This window comes from Pseudomonas sp. PGPPP4 (genome assembly GCF_002256045.1).
Classification (GTDB): Bacteria; Pseudomonadota; Gammaproteobacteria; order Pseudomonadales; family Pseudomonadaceae; genus Chryseomonas; species Chryseomonas oryzihabitans.
Genome location: NZ_NKID01000007.1, coordinates 70,794 through 87,325, shown reverse-complemented (window position 1 = coordinate 87,325; position 16,532 = coordinate 70,794). Strand labels below are relative to the sequence as shown.

Annotated in this window: 17 protein-coding genes and 1 other RNA gene; 6 read left to right on the top strand and 12 right to left on the bottom strand. The window is 65.2% G+C overall.

What is annotated here, in order from left to right:
* Positions 1-47: 47 nt before the first annotated feature.
* The 7 genes from CFE50_RS14065 to osmE all read right to left on the bottom strand — a co-directional run bounded on the left by CFE50_RS14065 (position 48) and on the right by osmE (position 8,023).
* Positions 48-815, bottom strand: a complete 768-nt coding sequence (locus CFE50_RS14065; RefSeq protein ID WP_042137188.1) for an ATP-binding cassette domain-containing protein — start codon at positions 813-815, stop codon at positions 48-50.
* Entirely contained in the window at positions 815-1,897 is a 1,083-nt protein-coding gene (locus tag CFE50_RS14060; protein ID WP_007162078.1) for an ABC transporter permease, read from the bottom strand. The genes CFE50_RS14065 and CFE50_RS14060 overlap by 1 nt, the downstream gene beginning before the upstream one ends.
* Positions 1,898-2,003: 106 nt before the next feature.
* Positions 2,004-3,032, bottom strand: a complete 1,029-nt coding sequence (locus tag CFE50_RS14055; RefSeq protein ID WP_007162077.1) for a sugar ABC transporter substrate-binding protein — start codon at positions 3,030-3,032, stop codon at positions 2,004-2,006.
* A gap of 63 nt (positions 3,033-3,095) precedes the next feature.
* Positions 3,096-4,322: a maltoporin gene (locus CFE50_RS14050; RefSeq protein ID WP_488260104.1), complete on the bottom strand. Its 1,227-nt coding sequence runs from the start codon at positions 4,320-4,322 to the stop codon at positions 3,096-3,098.
* Between the two features lie 440 nt (positions 4,323-4,762).
* Positions 4,763-6,598 carry a dihydroxy-acid dehydratase gene (gene ilvD / locus CFE50_RS14045; protein WP_144961827.1) on the bottom strand — a complete coding sequence of 612 codons (1,836 nt, stop codon included), beginning with the start codon at positions 6,596-6,598 and terminating at the stop codon, positions 4,763-4,765.
* Between the two features lie 372 nt (positions 6,599-6,970).
* The gene (locus CFE50_RS14040; protein WP_132832850.1) at positions 6,971-7,492 is read right to left on the bottom strand and encodes a hypothetical protein; all 522 of its coding nucleotides are present in this window, start codon (positions 7,490-7,492) and stop codon (positions 6,971-6,973) included.
* 192 nt (positions 7,493-7,684) lie between these two features.
* Complete coding sequence (gene osmE / locus CFE50_RS14035; protein ID WP_183632887.1) at positions 7,685-8,023, bottom strand: osmotically-inducible lipoprotein OsmE; 339 nt, start codon at positions 8,021-8,023, stop codon at positions 7,685-7,687.
* A gap of 279 nt (positions 8,024-8,302) precedes the next feature.
* On the opposite strand from osmE, the gene CFE50_RS14030 reads away from it, so the two are divergent.
* Both CFE50_RS14030 and CFE50_RS14025 read left to right on the top strand, forming a co-directional pair.
* Complete coding sequence (locus tag CFE50_RS14030) at positions 8,303-9,523, top strand: N-acetylmuramoyl-L-alanine amidase (protein ID WP_007162072.1); 1,221 nt, start codon at positions 8,303-8,305, stop codon at positions 9,521-9,523.
* Positions 9,520-9,924, top strand: coding sequence for a hypothetical protein (locus CFE50_RS14025; protein ID WP_007162071.1), 405 nt, complete (start codon positions 9,520-9,522; stop codon positions 9,922-9,924). Before CFE50_RS14030 ends, CFE50_RS14025 begins: the two co-directional genes overlap by 4 nt.
* 7 nt (positions 9,925-9,931) lie before the next feature.
* Here CFE50_RS14025 and CFE50_RS14020 read toward each other — a convergent pair whose 3' ends face one another.
* Positions 9,932-10,585, bottom strand: coding sequence for a sulfite oxidase-like oxidoreductase (locus CFE50_RS14020; RefSeq protein WP_286734408.1), 654 nt, complete (start codon positions 10,583-10,585; stop codon positions 9,932-9,934).
* Between the two features lie 148 nt (positions 10,586-10,733).
* Between CFE50_RS14020 and CFE50_RS14015 the strand changes: the two genes are divergently transcribed.
* Positions 10,734-10,970, top strand: coding sequence for a DUF2171 domain-containing protein (locus tag CFE50_RS14015; RefSeq protein WP_027600263.1), 237 nt, complete (start codon positions 10,734-10,736; stop codon positions 10,968-10,970).
* 65 nt (positions 10,971-11,035) lie between these two features.
* Here CFE50_RS14015 and CFE50_RS14010 read toward each other — a convergent pair whose 3' ends face one another.
* Genes CFE50_RS14010 through CFE50_RS13995 form a run of 4 tightly spaced genes read right to left on the bottom strand, consistent with a single transcriptional unit; the run spans position 11,036 to position 14,389 of the window.
* Positions 11,036-11,608: a BON domain-containing protein gene (locus tag CFE50_RS14010; protein ID WP_007162068.1), complete on the bottom strand. Its 573-nt coding sequence runs from the start codon at positions 11,606-11,608 to the stop codon at positions 11,036-11,038.
* Positions 11,605-12,198: a phosphoheptose isomerase gene (locus CFE50_RS14005; protein ID WP_007162067.1), complete on the bottom strand. Its 594-nt coding sequence runs from the start codon at positions 12,196-12,198 to the stop codon at positions 11,605-11,607. The genes CFE50_RS14010 and CFE50_RS14005 overlap by 4 nt, the downstream gene beginning before the upstream one ends.
* 32 nt (positions 12,199-12,230) lie before the next feature.
* Complete coding sequence (locus tag CFE50_RS14000; protein WP_044342451.1) at positions 12,231-12,605, bottom strand: YraN family protein; 375 nt, start codon at positions 12,603-12,605, stop codon at positions 12,231-12,233.
* Positions 12,602-14,389, bottom strand: a complete 1,788-nt coding sequence (locus tag CFE50_RS13995) for a penicillin-binding protein activator (protein WP_286734402.1) — start codon at positions 14,387-14,389, stop codon at positions 12,602-12,604. The genes CFE50_RS14000 and CFE50_RS13995 overlap by 4 nt, the downstream gene beginning before the upstream one ends.
* 123 nt (positions 14,390-14,512) lie before the next feature.
* On the opposite strand from CFE50_RS13995, the gene rsmI reads away from it, so the two are divergent.
* The 3 genes from rsmI (at position 14,513) to mraZ (ending at position 16,530) form a co-directional block, all read left to right on the top strand.
* Positions 14,513-15,364 carry a 16S rRNA (cytidine(1402)-2'-O)-methyltransferase gene (gene rsmI / locus CFE50_RS13990; protein WP_286734400.1) on the top strand — a complete coding sequence of 284 codons (852 nt, stop codon included), beginning with the start codon at positions 14,513-14,515 and terminating at the stop codon, positions 15,362-15,364.
* A gap of 66 nt (positions 15,365-15,430) precedes the next feature.
* Positions 15,431-15,786: RNase P RNA component class A (gene rnpB / locus CFE50_RS13985), an RNA gene on the top strand.
* A 288-nt stretch (positions 15,787-16,074) separates the two neighbouring features.
* Entirely contained in the window at positions 16,075-16,530 is a 456-nt protein-coding gene (gene mraZ / locus CFE50_RS13980) for a division/cell wall cluster transcriptional repressor MraZ (protein ID WP_007162063.1), read from the top strand.
* Positions 16,531-16,532: the final 2 nt, after the last annotated feature.

Genomic DNA, 16,532 nt, shown 5'->3' with positions numbered 1-16,532 from the left:
GTCTCCCTGTCGGCCGTGGCCGGGGAGACCCGGGGCCTGGTCTACGCCTAGGCGGCGACCGTCTGGGCGCCGGTCATCAATGCCACGGCGTCGGCCATGGAGTGCTGGCGCGGATCGATCACCGTCAGGCGGCGACCCAGGCGATGGATGTGGATGCGATCGGCGATCTCGAACACATGGGGCATGTTGTGGGAGATCAGCACGATGGCGATGCCGCGGGCACGCACATCGAGGATCAGCTCCAGCACCTTGCGCGATTCCTTCACCCCCAGCGCCGCCGTGGGTTCGTCGAGGATGATCACCTTGGAACCGAAGGCCGCCGCCCGCGCCACGGCTACGCCCTGGCGCTGACCACCCGACAGGGTCTCCACCGCCTGGTTGATGTTCTGGATGGTCATCAACCCCAGTTCGGAAAGCTTTTCCCGGGCGATGCGCTCCATTTCCTTGCGGTCCAGGGTGCGGCAGAGGGTGCCCAGCAGCCCCGGCTTGCGCAATTCGCGACCCAGGAAGAGGTTGTCGGCGATGGACAGCGCCGGCGACAGCGCCAGGTTCTGGTAGACCGTCTCGATGCCGGCCCGCCGCGCCGCGATGGGCGAGGCGAACTGCACCGGCTGGCCTTCGAAGCGGATCTCGCCTTCATCGGGCCGCAGGGCGCCGGAGATGGCCTTGATCAGCGAGGACTTGCCGGCGCCGTTGTCGCCGATCACGGCGAGGATCTCGCCGGGCAGCAGGTCGAAGTCGGCGTGGTCGAGTGCGGTGACGCGGCCATAGCGCTTCACCAGGCCACGGGCCATGAGCAGGGGTTCGGTAGTCATCAGCTGGCCGCCTTTCTGATCCATTGGTCGATAGCCACGGCCGCGATGATGAGCGTGCCGATCAGCAGATAGGTCCACTGCACGTCGGTGCCCAGCAGCCGCAGGCCGAGGGCGAAGACGCCAACGATCAGGGCGCCGAACAGCATGCCGAGGATGGAGCCGCGGCCGCCGAACAGCGAGATGCCACCGATCACCACGGCGGTGATGGACTCGATGTTGGCGAACTGCCCGGCGGTGGGCGAGACCGAGCCGATGCGGCCGATCAGCACCCAGCCGGCGAAGGCGCAGATGAGGCCGGACAGCCCGTACACGGTGATCAGCATGCGCCGGACGTTGACCCCGGCCAGCGCCGCGGCCTCGGGATCGTCGCCCACCGCATAGAGGTGGCGCCCCCAGGCGGTGTGGTTGAGCACGTACCAGAGCAGGGCGACCAGCACCACCAGGGCGATCACGCCATAGGTGAAGACTGCGCCGCCCAGGCGGAAGTTGTCGCCGAACACCTGCAGCAGCGGCGCGGTCGCGCCGATTTCCTGGGCGCGGATGGTCTCGTTGCGCGAATAGAGGAAGTTGGCCGCCAGCACGATCTGCCACATGCCCAGGGTGACGATGAAGGGTGGCAGCTTGATGCGGGCGATCAGCCAGCCGTTGGCCATGCCGCACAGGGTGCCCACCGCCAGGCCGCAGAGGATCGACAGCTCCACCGGCAGGCCGTAGCGGAAGGTGAACTGGCCCATGACCACCGAGGACAGCACCATGATGGCGCCCACCGAGAGATCGATGCCGGCGGTGACCACCACCAGGGTCTGGGCCGCGCCGACGATGCCGGTGATGGCGACCTGCTGCAGGATCAGGGTGAGGGCGAAGGCGGAAAAGAACTTGCCGCCCAGGAGGGCGCCAAAGATGCCCAGCGACAGCAGCAGCACCAGCAGCGAGACCGCCGAGGGGCGTGAATGCAGGAAGTGACGGAATTTGACCAGCGGGCTGCGCTCGTCACGGGCGAAGGAGGCGACCTCCGTGGCGCTGTGCTTGAGCACCTGTTCGAAGGGCTGGCCGGACGGAGAGGGTGAGGTCGGATCGCTCATGGCAATCTCCTGAAAGCGGGAAAGCGGCCGAGAGTCGATCGCCCGCACCCGGACCCGGAGGGCTCAGGCGGGGCGATCGGTCTCCTCTAGCGTAGACGAGGGGCCATCAGCCCCAGCATTTCTGCAGGGCGGTCTTGCTGTCGATGGACTGGATGCCGGGGACCGGCTTGTCCGTCACCAGCTTCACGCCGGTGTCGACGAAGCTCTTGCCCTCGGTCGGGGTCGGCTTCTTGCCGGTGTCGGCAAAGGTCTTGATCGCCTCGATGCCCAGGGCCGCCATCTGCAGCGGGTACTGCTGGGAGGTGGCGCCGATGACGCCGTCGGCGACGTTGTGCACGCCCGGGCAACCGCCGTCGATGGACACGATCAGCACGTCCTTCTCGCGACCCACGGCCTTGAGCGCCTCGTAGGCGCCGGCGGCGGCCGGCTCATTGATGGTGTGCACCACGTTGATGGTCGGATCCTTCTGCAGCAGATTCTCCATCGCGGCGCGGCCGCCTTCTTCGTTGCCGTTGGTCACGTCGTGGCCGACGATGCGCGGATCGGTCTCGTCGCCGATGCGGCTCTGATCCTTGGGGTCGATGCCGAAGCCGAGCATGAAGCCCTGGTCGCGCAGGACGTCCACCGACGGCTGCGAGGCGTTCAGGTCGAGAAAGGCCACCCGCGCATCCTTGGCCTTGTCGCCCAGGGTTTCCCGCGCCCATTGGCCGATCAGCTTGCCGGCCAGCAGGTTGTCGGTGGCGAAGGTCATGTCGGCGGCGCTCACCGGATCCAGCGGAGTATCCAGGGCGATCACCAGCAGGCCGGCTTCGCGGGCCTTCTGCAGATTGGGCACGATGCCCTTCGTGTCGGAGGCGGTGATGAGGATGCCCTTGGCGCCATCGGCGATGCAGGTCTCGATGGCGGCCACCTGGCTTTCGCTGTCGCCGTCGATCTTGCCGGCGTAGGCCTTGAGCGTCACCCCCAGCTCCTTGGCCTTGGCGGTGGCACCTTCCTTCATCTTCACGAAGAAGGGATTGGTATCGGTCTTGGTGATGAGGCAGGCGGAGACAGGGGCTGCCTGGGCGGTGCCACTGGCCAGGGCGGCGGCCAACAGGCAACCGGCGAAGGACGCGAGGGAGACGGTTCTTTTCATTGTTGTGCGCTCGGGTTCAGAGACGGGAAGGCGACCGGCATGACGCCGGTCGCGGTGGAGCTGTTACCACCACTGCTCGATCTGGAAGCCGACGTTGGAGCCGTGCAGATCGTTGCCGAAGGTACCGGTGCTCGACAGCGCGGAGCCGGCGTCGAATTCATCGGCTGCCTGCTGGGCTGCCCGGTTCCAGGCGGCATAGGTGTAAAACAGGCGGAATTCGGGGCGCGACTTGAATTCCGGACCCTTGGGCGACCAGGTGGGTGCCAGGGTCAGCTTGGTCAGCTTGCGGGTACCACCCGGGGCCTGCACCTGATCATGACCCAGCTCGGTGGAGAACTTGAACTGGTCGGTGATGCCGTAGACCAGACGGCCGCCCAGCGAGGTCCAGCGTAGGTCGTTGCCATTAGGGCGCTCGTCCTTCTGGTACACCGCGGCGATCTGACCACCCCAGTAACGGCTGATCTGCCAATCGAAGTAGTCGACGACGCGATAGGAGACGTCGGCGCTGCTCAGGGTGGGATCGCCGGTGCTGCCCAGGGCGGTGCCCGGACCCTGGCCGCGCTGCACGGCAAAGGTGTTCACGCCACCCCAGCCCATGAAGTTGGCCTGCTTGTGCTGCAACGTCACCGCGAAGCCACTGTTGGCGTTGGGCTGGTTGCTGGGCTTGTCCAGATAGCTGACGCCGATCTCCAGCGAGCCATTGGGGTTGGTGTTGAAGCCCGCGACGTTGAAGTCGATGCGGTTCTGGAAGTCCTTCTGATTCTGGTTGTCCTTGCGCGAGAAGGCCAGGCTGTACTTGAGACCGCCGATGTTGACGTCCTCGATACCACCGCCGGTGGCGCTCTGGTTCCAGTAGAAAAAGTCGGAGATGTGGATGTCGTTACGCTTGTAGTAACGGCGACCGGCCCAGAGGTTGCCGCCGTTCAGCGCGGCGATGTTGTTCCAGTAGGCGTAGGCCTGGACCGCGCGGATCTCGCCGTTGTCGCCATTGAAGGTCGGGGTGCGATCGTACCTGTTGAAGAAGCTGCCCATGCCATAGACGCCGATTGCCGAGCCGTCGTCGAGATTGAAGACGTTCTGCTTCAGCGCCAGTTCACCGTACTGCTCGCACTCGTTGCCCAGACGGTACTTGGACTGCGCACCCTGCAGCTTGAAACAGCGCATGGAGTCGGAACCGGAGGAATCACCGAGACCGGTACGGAAGTAACCGGTGGTTTCCAGGGCGTTAGCCGCAGGAATCAGCAGAAGAGTGCTCATCAAGGACGCGACCGAAACCCTGGCCAAGGGCATAGCCTTTTTCTTATTCATTTATGTTCCCTGTTTATTGTTGTTGTGTAACTCAGTGCCTGGCCTACACCTGACCCGCCGTGCTCCAGCGGAAGATCAACATAGGTGTGACCATTGGAACCCAACCTGACTACAAACTTATCGCTGAATCAATTCAGCGGCAGACGGAGGGTAGCCTTTGATCACTCAACGGCCTAGCGGCTCGATTACAGCGATGTGTGAGCTGAATCACAAGCTGTGCTTCTACAAAAATAGCAAGCCAAGCAACTGTAGAACCCGTCTGGAATGGGGGTCACCGGTGGCGCACTCGAGGTGAAGCCGGGTCAGCCGAAGCGGAGGGGAGCGGAGAAAGGCGGAAGGGCGGAATAGAGCGGAAGAAGCAGGGGGAAAGGTGGAGCGCAGCCTCCGGGCGACGACGGATGCCGTCGCCCGGAGGTCGCGAATCAGCCCAGCAGGGCCTTGTCGCGCACGCCGCCCTTGTCGGCACTGGTGGCCAGCAGGGCATAGGCCTTGAGTGCGGTGGTCACGCGGCGGGCACGGGGTTGTGCCGGCTTCCAGCCCAGCTTGTCCTGCTCGATGCGGCGATGGGACAGCTCTTCGTCGCTCACCAGCAGGTTGATGCTGCGCTGGGGAATGTCGATGAGCACCTTGTCGCCGTCGCGCACCAGGCCGATGGCGCCGCCCGCTGCCGCTTCCGGCGAGGCATGGCCGATCGACAGGCCCGAGGTGCCGCCGGAGAAGCGGCCGTCGGTGAGCAGGGCGCACTGCTTGCCCAGGCCCTTGGACTTCAGGTAGCTGGTGGGGTAGAGCATCTCCTGCATGCCCGGGCCGCCCTTGGGCCCTTCGTAGCGGATGATGACGATGTCGCCGGCCTTGACCTCGTCGGCGAGAATGCCGCGCACGGCGGCGTCCTGGCTCTCGAACACCTTGGCATTGCCTTCGAACACATGGATGGATTCATCCACGCCGGCGGTCTTCACCACGCAGCCGTCCAGGGCGATGTTGCCGTAGAGCACGGCCAGGCCGCCTTCCTGGGAATAGGCATGGGCGACCGAGCGGATGCAGCCCTCGGCGCGGTCGGCGTCCAGGCTGTCATAGCGGGTCGCCTGGCTGAAGGCTTCCTGGGTCGGGATGCCGGCCGGACCGGCGCGGAAGAAGGTCTTCACCGCCTCGTCCTGGGTCAGGGTGATGTCCCAGTGCTCGATGGCTTCGCCCAGGGTCCGGCTGTGCACGGTGGGCAGGTCGGTATGCAGCAGACCGCCCCGGGCCAGTTCCCCCAGGATGCTGAAGATGCCCCCGGCGCGGTGCACGTCTTCCATGTGGTACTTCTGGATGTTCGGCGCCACCTTGCACAGCTGCGGCACCTTGCGCGACAGGGCATCGATGTTGCGCAGATCGAAGTCCACCTCGGCTTCCTGGGCGGCGGCCAGCAGGTGCAGGATGGTGTTGGTCGAGCCGCCCATGGCGATGTCCAGGGTCATGGCGTTCTCGAAGGCCGCATAGGAGGCGATGTTGCGCGGCAGCGCCGACTCGTCGTTTTCCTGGTAGTAGCGGCGGCACAGCTCGACGATGGTGCGGCCGGCCTGCAGGAACAGCTCCTTGCGGTCGGCGTGGGTGGCCAGCGTCGAGCCGTTGCCGGGCAGGGCCAGGCCGAGGGCCTCGACCAGGCAGTTCATGGAGTTGGCGGTGAACATGCCCGAGCAGCTGCCGCAGGTGGGGCAGGCGCTGCGTTCGTATTCGGCGACCTTCTCGTCGCTGGCCGAACTGTCGGCGGCGATGACCATGGCGTCCACCAGGTCCAGGCCGTGGCTGGCCAGCTTGGTCTTGCCGGCTTCCATGGGGCCGCCGGAAACGAAGACCACCGGGATGTTCAGGCGCAGGGCGGCCATGAGCATGCCGGGGGTGATCTTGTCGCAGTTGGAGATGCACACCAGGGCATCGGCGCAGTGGGCATTGACCATGTATTCCACGGCGTCGGCGATGATCTCGCGACTGGGCAGCGAATAGAGCATGCCGTCGTGGCCCATGGCGATGCCGTCGTCCACGGCGATGGTGTTGAATTCCTTGGCCACGCCGCCGGCCTTCTCGATCTCCCGGGCGACCAGCTGGCCGAGGTCCTTGAGGTGGACGTGGCCCGGCACGAACTGGGTAAAGGAGTTGGCGATGGCGATGATGGGCTTCTTGAAGTCTTCGTCCTTCATCCCGGTGGCGCGCCAGAGCGCCCGGGCGCCAGCCATGTTGCGGCCCTGGGTGGAGGTTTTCGAGCGATAGTCAGGCATGAAGCGTCTCTCCGAGGCGGCTTTCTAGATCACGGTTCTGGTCATCGTGAGCGCAGACGAGGCACGGTGCAAACGCGGAGTGACGGTTGCCGGGCCGGAGGGCGGTCACGCCATGCGGGATCTCCACAAGGGGTGCCAGGGCTCACGAACCCGCCGGAGGATGCTGGCGGAGGGGAATCCGGATCATACACCCGGGCGCCAGCACTGCACAGCAGGCCGGCGCCTAAGGGGTAGGACTTGACTGAAAGTCGCCGAGCGAAGGTCAGGCAAGGCAAAAATCTGTGAGGAAGCGGAATTTACAAATGGTAAATGAGCATTCCGAACGGATTTTTAACGCCGCATGACCGAGCGCAGGCACTCTTCAGGCAAGGCCTAGGGCGCTTCCTGTTCGCCGTCGGGGGCATCTTCCAGGTATTCGTCCATGGGCTCCTGGCCGGCCAGGGTCTTGAGACTCAGGTCCACGGCTTCGGGCAGGGTGATGTCGACGCGCTGCTTGTCGCTGCCTTCCAGCGAGGATTCGTAGCTCAGCGCATGGCGCAGGTGGCCGTTCTCGAGGATGGCGCCGACACTGGCCAGCTGCGCGGCGGCCGGCGCCAGGCGTTCGAGGGCAGCCTTGGGCCAGGTGGCCTCGACGGTCGCGTTGCAGGTATAGAAGCCCGCTTCGCCACTGTCCGAGGGTTCTTCCTGGGTCTTGATGTCGACCAGCGAGACCTGGCCGGCTTCCAGCGCGGGCTGGCCGGCGGCGATGTCGTCCGCATAGATCTCGTTGATGGTCTGGGCGTATTGCTGACGGACCAGCTCGGCGGTCTTGGCCGCATCGCAACTGTAGTCATAGCCACCGCAGCCAGTCAGGGAAAGCACCGCAGCTGTGAGTATGAGGTGACGTCTGGACATGCCTGAATTCCTTGGAACGATGGGTAGAGCCTGGCGGCGCTGGCCGCGCCTGCGTCGATCCACAGTGCAGGAGGTTGGCGCAGCGGTCGGGGATGGCGAGGGCCCATGGTGCTGCCGCTCGCCTATCCTGTCCATCAGACGCCGCCAGCGTCCTTCAGGACACCCGGCCTGGCTGGCCGGTCAGTGCCCGGCTCAGGCGCGGTCGGCGCTTTCGCAGGTTTCGAAGTCCTTGCTGTCGACGCGGTTCATGCTGTCGAAGCCGATCGAATAGACCTGCTCCTTGCCGTCCTTGTTGAGCACATAGTTGTTGCAGGTGCCGGGACGGAACTTGCGGGTATAGGTGCTCGACGGAGTACCGCCGATGCGCAGCACGTCAGCCTTGCTCATGCCCTTGTCCACCTGCTTCACCAGGGGTTGCTCGCGAAATTCGACGCGGCCCACGGTGTAGTCGGCGGTGTTCTTTACCGAGGCGCAGCCCGCCAGCACGGTGCCAGCCAGCAGGGCGGTCGCGACTGCAATCTTCTTGTTCATGGTGTGATCCCTTCAAAGGCGGAAGTGCCTGACACTTCGACGATGGCGGCGCCGATAAATTCGCTCTCCGTCGCACTTCTCGCCGTTTGCCGCTTTGACGGATCACCCACTGGCGACGGCAAGTGACTGTATCTAAAGCTGATTCTGCAAACGAACGCTATGCCCCCGTTTTTTAAGGATTATTTTGTCCGAACGGCAGTTGACAGGGTCCAGGCGGCAGGCGATCTTTAGCGTTATGTTGTAACTTCCCAGCCGTTTCTCGTTTCTCGCGAGGACCTCATGAATCGCCGTCGTCTGCTCAATCTGATCCTGGCTGGCATGACCTTGCCCGTCGGGTTGCCGGCGTTCGCCGCCCGGCAGCAACTCAAGGGTGCCCGGGCCTGGCAGGATGCCGACAAGCTCCGCCTGGTGTTCGATCTCACCGGGCCGGTCCGCTACAAGACCTTCACCCTGGTCGCGCCGGACCGCATCATTCTCGATCTCGCCGATACCCAGGCGCCGGCGGTACTCAATCATCTCGCCCTGCAGGGGTCGCCGGTGCGCGCCGTGCGCAGCGCCCACTATGGCGCCCAGGACACCCGGGTGGTGCTGGAGCTGGCCCATCCGGTGGAGGTGGAGAGCTTCATCCTCGGTCCGGGCGAAGGCGCGGCCAATCGCCTGGTGCTGGATCTCAAGCGGGCCGGGGCGCCGGCGGTGGCTGCGCGCAAGCCGGTCGACGCCGAGCCGCCGCTGGAGGTCAAGCGCGGCAAGGGCCTGGCCACGGGTCGCGACATCATGGTGGTGGTCGATGCCGGTCACGGCGGCAAGGACCCGGGAGCGCTGAGCGCGCGCGGTGATCGGGAAAAGGACATCGCCCTGATCGTGGCGCAGAATCTGGCGCGGCGGATCAATCTGCAGAAGGGCTTCAAGGCCAAGCTGGTGCGCAACGACGACTTCTTCGTGCCGCTGCGCAAACGCGTCGAGGTTGCCCGCAGCTACAACGCCGACATGTTCGTCTCGGTGCATGCCGATGCCGCGCCACGCCGCACCGCCTACGGTGCCTCGGTCTATGCCCTGTCGGAGCGGGGCGCGACCTCCACCACGGCGCGCTTCCTGGCCGACAGCGAGAACAACGTCGACCTGATCGGCGCCAACGAGATTCTCAAGGGCCGCGACCCCATGCTCGCCGGCGTGCTGCTGGACATGTCGATGAACGCCACCATCTCGTCGAGCCTGGACCTGGGCCACAAGGTGCTGGGGCAATTGTCGAGCATCACCAACCTGCACCAGAAACGAGTGGAGCAGGCAGGCTTCGCTGTGCTCAAATCGCCCGACATCCCCTCGATCCTGGTCGAGACGGGCTTCATTTCCAATGATCGCGATTGCCGACGCCTGCTCGACAGTCGCCACCAGAAGCAGCTGGCCGATTCCATCTTTGCCGGACTGCATGGCTATTTCCAGGAGCGCCCCCCGCTGGGCACCTACCTGGCCAGCCTCAAGAACACCCAAGGAGTGACATGAGTTTGCAAGACAAGGCGCGTCGTTACTGGCGCGTAGTGGTGCTGGTGATAGGTGCGCTCTGTGTCGTGGCCGGGTTGATCGGCTACGGTCAGGGCGGTGGCGACAAGCAGGGCAGTGCCCAGGAAGGCTTCGTCAACAAGGTCTGGCAGATCAAGACCAGCAACAGCATCGAGCCGGGAATGCTCTACGTCTTTCTCAGCGATGGCACCCTGGTGATGGCCTCGCCGAGCAGCCAGCCCTCCCTGGGCCGCTGGACGCGCACCGAGAAGGGTCTGAACCTGATCGAGGAAGGCATCACCTATCCCACGGAAATCCTCAGCCTCTCGCGCGACGAATTCCGTATCCGCAGCCTCAACCCCGGCGATCCGGTGGAGCTGCAGCTGGCTCCGGCGGCGCGCTGAGACGCCCTCAGGCGTCGTCGGCGTAGCGCTGTTCCTGCCAGGGGTCGCCGCGGTCGTGATAGCCGCGCATCTCCCAGAAGCCCGGCGTGTCGCCGACCCGGAAGTCGATGCGCCTGAGCCATTTGGCGCTCTTCCACAGATAGAGGTGCGGGATCATTGCCCGCACTGGCCCGCCGTGCTCGGCGGTCAGCGGCTGGCCCTCCCAGCTGTGGACCAGCATGGCACCGGGTGCGGCGAAATCCGCCAGCGGCAGGTTGGTGATGTAGCCGTCGTAGCTGTGCAGGAGCACATGGGTCGCCTCGTCCTGCGGCTGCACCTCGTCGAGCAATTCGCTTACCGGCAGGCCGATCCAGTGATTGTCATAGCGTGACCAGGTGGTGACGCAGTGCATGTCGCTGACGGCCTGGCTGGTCGCCCGCGCCGCGAAGGTCTCCCAGTTCCAGCGCAGCGTCCTGCGCACTGCGCCGGTTACCGCCAGTTGCCAGCGCTCCCGGCTGACCTCCGGCCGCACCCCCAGATCCAGGACCGGCCAGTTGCTGACGCGATGCTGGCCGGGCGGCAGCCGCTCGCTTTCCGGACGGGCACTCTGGCCGGTGAGGAAACGGCCCTCCTGGGCCCAGCGTTCCTTGGAACGGGTCAGCTTGCTTGGCTCATCGCTCATCGAGGGATCCTCTTCACGGGTCGTGGGTTTTTGACCGCCATGATGGCCTTTCGTCGGCACAGGCCGAACCCAGACGGCTTCTTGCGCCTCCTATCCTGCAGGCACTCAGAGAGGCGCCTCCTTTTTCTTAACCTGCCGGAGAACGACCATGGTAGATGCAACCCAGATCAAAGAGCATGCGGAAGTCGTCGGTTCGGACGGCCAGCACGTAGGCACCGTCGACCATATGGAAGGCGCCGATCGCATCAAGCTGACCAAGCGCGACCAGGACGCCCAGGGCAAGCACCACTACATCCCGCTGAGCTGGGTCCAGTCCGTGGAAGGCAGCCAGGTGCGCCTGGTCAAGACCCGTGACGAAGCCGAGCGCGAGTGGCAGGCCGCCTGAGGCACCTGGCACAGCAACAAAAAGCCCCGCACTGGCGGGGCTTTTTGTTGGCCGGCGAATAGCGATCAGTTGATGTATTCGAACAGCTTGACGATGCGCTGCACGCCCGAGACGCTCTGGATCAGCTGCACGGCGTGGGCGGCTTCCTGCTGGGTCACCAGGCCCAGGAGGTAGACGATGCCGTTTTCGGTGACCACCTTGATGCGCGAACCGGGGATGTCCTCGTCGGCGAACATCTGGGTCTTGATGCGGGTGGTCAGCCAGGAATCGTTGCTGCGCGCCAGCAGCGAGGAGTTGCCGGTCACCTGCAATTCGTTGTGCACGGTCTTGACCCGCTGCACGCTGCGCACGGCCTGTTCGGCCTGCGCCTTGAGATCGGCCCGCGGCGTCTGGCCAGCGATCAGCACCACGCCGTTGTAGCTCACCACCACGATGTGCGAGCTGGCGAGATCGGCATTGGCCTTGGAGATGTTGACCGACGCCTTGGTCTCGATCAGGGCATCGTCCACGGTGCTGCCCAGGGTACGGGTACCGCGGTTGTCGTCGATGGGCTTGTCGCGGCTGGCGGTGACCACGTTGCTGCAGCCGGCGACCGCAAAGGACAGCGCCAGGATGGCGAGCAGAGGAGCCTTCTTCATTCTTCGCTTCCAAACAGTTGCTGATCGATCTGGTCGCACAGGCAGTGGATCACCAGCAGGTGCACTTCCTGGATGCGGGCGGTGACCTTGGCCGGCACGCGGATCTCGACGTCTTCGGGCAGCAGCAGGGAGGCCATGCCACCGCCGTCGCGGCCGGTGAGGGCGACCACGGTCATCTCGCGGTCGTGGGCGGCCTGGATCGCCTGGATCACGTTGGCCGAGTTGCCGCTGGTGGAGATGGCCAGGAGGATGTCGCCCGGCTGACCCAGGGCCCGGATCTGCTTGGAGAACACCTCGTTGTAGCTGTAGTCGTTGGCGATGGAGGTCAGCGTCGAGGTGTCGGTGGTCAGGGCCAGGGCCGGCAGGCTGGGACGCTCGCGCTCGAAGCGATTCAGCAGTTCCGAGGAGAAGTGCTGGGCATCGCCGGCGGAACCGCCGTTGCCACAGGTGAGAATCTTGCCTTCGTTGAGCAGGGCCGCAACCATGACCTGGCTGGCCAGATCGATATGCGGAATCAGGACTTCCATGGCCTGACGCTTGGTTTCGATGCTGTCCCGGAAGAGTTTCTGGATGCGGGCGTGGGTGTCCATCGCGATATCTTTGACCTGTGCTGTAGAGGGCCTCAGGCGTCGAAGGCCTGTTTGATCCATTCGAGTGCCTGAGGGGATGCGTCGGCCCCGGGGCCGATCGCGATCACGTCGAAACGACAGGGCCGCTTGGCCCAGCGCGCTTCGGATTGCAGAAAGAGGGCGGCGCTGTTGACCAGTCGCTGCCGCTTGCGGGCATCTATGCTTTCCGCGGCGCCGCCCCAGGCGGTATGCCTGCGGGCGCGTACCTCGACGAATACTACTGTATCGCCGTCGAGCATGACCAGATCGAGCTCGCCACCCTGCCAGCGCCAGTTGCGCTCCAGCAGGCGCAGACCGCGCGTCTGCAGGAACTGCAGCGCGCGATCCTCGGCCTGCCGGCCGCGCTGGAGGTGCGGCGCCTGCTTCACGGGGTGCTGAGCGAGGCCGGCACGCTGGTGGTGGGCAGCGGCGCATTGCTGGCCGGCAGCGGCTGGGCCACGCCGTTGCGGAATTCCGCCCAGGGCAGGTGACGCACCACGCGCTGATCGGGCGCCACGCTCAGGTTGCCGGACAGGCCGGGCAGCTCGGAGTTGGGCAGGGCCTTGAGCTGCTGCAGATGCAGCGCCAGCAGGTAGGCGTCGGCGCCCATGGCGTAGAGGCGACCGATGCTGGTGCCGGCCTGGGGCCACTGGGCGGTGATCTTGGCGCGCAACGGATTGCTCGGGTCGAGCAGCCAGGGCGTTTCGCAGAACAGGATACCGTTGAGGTCCTGGTTCACGCCGGGTTCATTGACCCCGCTGTTGAGGTTGGAGGTGGCGTACACCGGCAGATCGCGGGCGTTCTGGTAGACCAGGATCGGCTTGATCTGGCGGGCCTGGGCCGGGGTCGAGGCGAGGAAGATGAAGTCCATGCCCTGGCGCATCTGCAGCAGGCTGCTGATGCGATTGGCGATCTCGACCGGCTGGCCGATGCGCTCGGCGGCGACCAGGCGACCGCCCAGTTGCTGCCACTCGTTCTGGAAGGCAGCCAGCACGCGGGCACCCCAGTCACCCTGGGGCACCATGGCGCCGGCACTGCGCTTGCCATCGGCCCAGGCGCGGCGCGCGGCTTCGCGGGCCTCGTCCTCGGCGGCCAGGCCGAACTGGAAGAGTTGCGGCGGCTGAGCGCCCTGGCTGTCGCCATAGTTCAGCGCCAGGGTGTTGATCGGCAGCTGCGGGCGATCGCCGAGCTGCTTGACGAAGTTCTTCTCCAGTGGACCCACCACCAACTGGATACCGGCGGCCTGGGCCTGGCGGTAGAAGGCGTCCAGCGAGCCCATCTGGGTGCTGTCGTAGACGGTCACGGCCGGCGCACTCTGGCCGGCGGCCAGGGCTTCGTAGCGGGCGGCCATGAAGCCGTCCTGCAGCGCGCGGGAGACGCCGGCGAGCTGACCCTGCAGGGGCAGCAGCAGGGCGACGCGATTGAGCGGTTCCCGCGCCAGGGTCTTCAGGCGCTCCAGATCATCGGGCAGGTTGCGCGCGGCGGGATGGCCGGGGTGCTGCTTCTGCCAGTCCTCGATGGCGGCCAGCTGCTGATCCAGCGCCAGGTTGCCGCGGGTGATGGCGGCCAGCGCCAGCCAGCCATTGAGATCGGCGTCCTTCACGCTCTGGCGCAGTTGCGCATCCGGCAGGCTGGTGATCAGTTGCCAGATCTGCTCGCGATTGTCGTGGGCGGCATCGCCGTCCAGCAGCGGACCGAGAAAGATCCGCTCCTGGGCGGCGGCGAGCGGCTGGCCGTTGGCGGCCTGGGCATCGGCCTTGGTCAGGCCGCTGCGGATCTGCTGCTGGGCCGGCAATTCGCCCAGCTGGGCGAAACTCGGATGGTCGAAGCGCTTGACGGCTTGCGCCGGCTGCTTGTCGAGCAGGTCGAGCTGGGCCAGCAGGGTCTGGGCGAACATCTGCTGGGCCGGCTTGAGGCCTTCGAGATTGATGGAGCCCAGGATCTGCCGCGCTTCGCGGGAGTTCTGCTGGGCATAGGCCTTGTCGGCGGCGGTCAGGCGCAGCAGATTGGCCTGCTCGGACTGACTGGAGTCGGCCTGGTTCAGCAGTTGCTCGATGCTGGCCTGGCTGGACTGGGGCAGCTCGCCGAGGGCGTTGTTGACGGGCGAGCTGCTGCAGGCGGCGAGCAGGGCGAAGGCGGTGGCGCAGAGCAGCGGACGCAGGCGGAACTTCATGCTGTGGTTCCTGAGCAAATGTCTGGAAAGGGGGCGATTGTCTCACAGCACCCAAGCGCTGCGAACGCCGAGGGCGAGAGCGGCGTACACTGTTGGGCTATTTCCAGTCCGTCAGGTTTCATCATGATTTCGCCGGGTACTCTTTATGTGGTTGCCACGCCCATCGGCAACCTGGACGACATCACCGCCCGCGCGCTCAAGGTCCTGCGCGACGTGGCCCTGATCGCCGCCGAAGACACCCGTCATTCGGCGCGTCTGCTGCGTCACTTCGGCATCGAGACGCCGCTCGCGGCCTGTCACGATCACAACGAACGCGATGCCGGTGGCCGCTTCATCACCCGGCTGCTGGCGGGGGAAGACGTCGCCCTGATCTCCGATGCGGGCACGCCGCTGATTTCCGATCCGGGTTTCCACCTGGTGCGGGCCGCCCGCGCCCAGGGCATCAAGGTCTCGCCGATACCGGGCGCCTGCGCGCTGATCGCGGCGCTGTCGGCAGCCGGGCTGCCCTCGGATCGCTTCAGCTTCGAAGGCTTCCTGCCCGCCAAGGCGGTGGGCCGGCAGGGGCGGCTGGCGGCGCTGCGCGAAGATCCGCGCACGCTCATCTTCTACGAGGCGCCCCATCGGCTCGAGGATTGCGTAGCCGACATGGTGAGCACCTTCGGACCTGAGCGACACATCGTCCTCGGGCGCGAATTGACCAAGACCTTCGAGACCCTGCGCGGCCTGCCCGCCGGCGAGCTGTTGGCCTGGATTCGCGCGGATCTGGATCAGCAACGCGGCGAGTGCGTGCTGCTGGTGGGTGGCTGGGCGGCGCCCGAGGATGCCGAGGTCGATGCCGAGACCCTGCGCATCCTCGATCTGCTGCTGGCCGAGCTGCCGATCAAGCGCGCCGCTGCCCTGGCCGCCCAGATCACCGGCGCGCGCAAGAATCTGCTCTATCAGCTGGCCCTGGAGCGCAAGGGCGAGCCGGGCTGAGTCAGGGTGAATTAGTGGGCATCTTTCCTTGTTATCCGCCCCCAGTCTCTATACCCTTGCGCCGCGAGAGCCGACCGGGCAGTCGCTGTCGTGATCCGCAAGGGTTGCGAGGGAGGAAAGTCCGGGCTCCATAGGGCGAGGTGCCAGGTAACGCCTGGGAGGCGTGAGCCTACGGAAAGTGCCACAGAAAATAACCGCCTAAGCGCGCAAGCGCCGGTAAGGGTGAAAAGGTGCGGTAAGAGCGCACCGCACGGCTGGCAACAGTTCGTGGCTAGGTAAACCCCACCTGGAGCAAGACCAAATAGGAATCCATAGGCGTGGCCCGCGCTGGATTCGGGTAGGTCGCTAGAGGCAATCAGCGATGGTTGTCCCAGAGGAATGACTGTCCTCGACAGAACCCGGCTTACAGGTCGGCTCTCGCACCCCCTCCCTCCTGGGTCCCTGCGCTCAGGCGTGTGACCTCTTCTTGAGACATCACTTTAATCAATTGAGCCAATCAATTGACTTCATTTCCGTTTGTCGGAAATCGATGTCGTTCGTCCTGGTCGTGAACTCGTGCAATTTGCTCGAAATCCCCGTCCCACGCGGCCTGGGAACCCCCTCGCTTACCTTGACTGAAACCGGCCCTCCTCAATATAGTGGCGGCCGGTGGTACGAAGTGGGGCGAAGTGGGATTTAATGGCAAGGACAGCCTATTAGAGGACGCGAAATTGTTCCGGGGAGCGAACGCCATCAGTCTCGACGCCAAGGGGCGCGCCGCGATGCCGAGCCGGTATCGTGACGAGCTGCTGGAGCGTTGTGCCGGCCAGCTCATCGTGACGATCGATGCCGTCGACCCCTGCCTTTGCGTCTATCCACTCCCGGAATGGGAAATCATCGAAAGCAAGCTGCGGCAGTTGCCCTCGCTACGCGAGGAGACTCGCCGCTTGCAGCGCTTGCTGATCGGCAATGCGGTGGATCTGGAGCTCGACGGCAGTGGCCGTTTCCTGGTTCCGCCGCGCCTGCGTGAATACGCCAAGCTGGACCGCCGCGTGATGCTGGTCGGGCAGCTCAACAAGTTCCAGTTATGGGATGAGGATGCCTGGAGTGCCGTGTGCGACGCGGATCTCCTGGCGATTAAGGAACCCGGCGGTATGCCGGATGAAATGCGCGATTTGATCCTGTGACC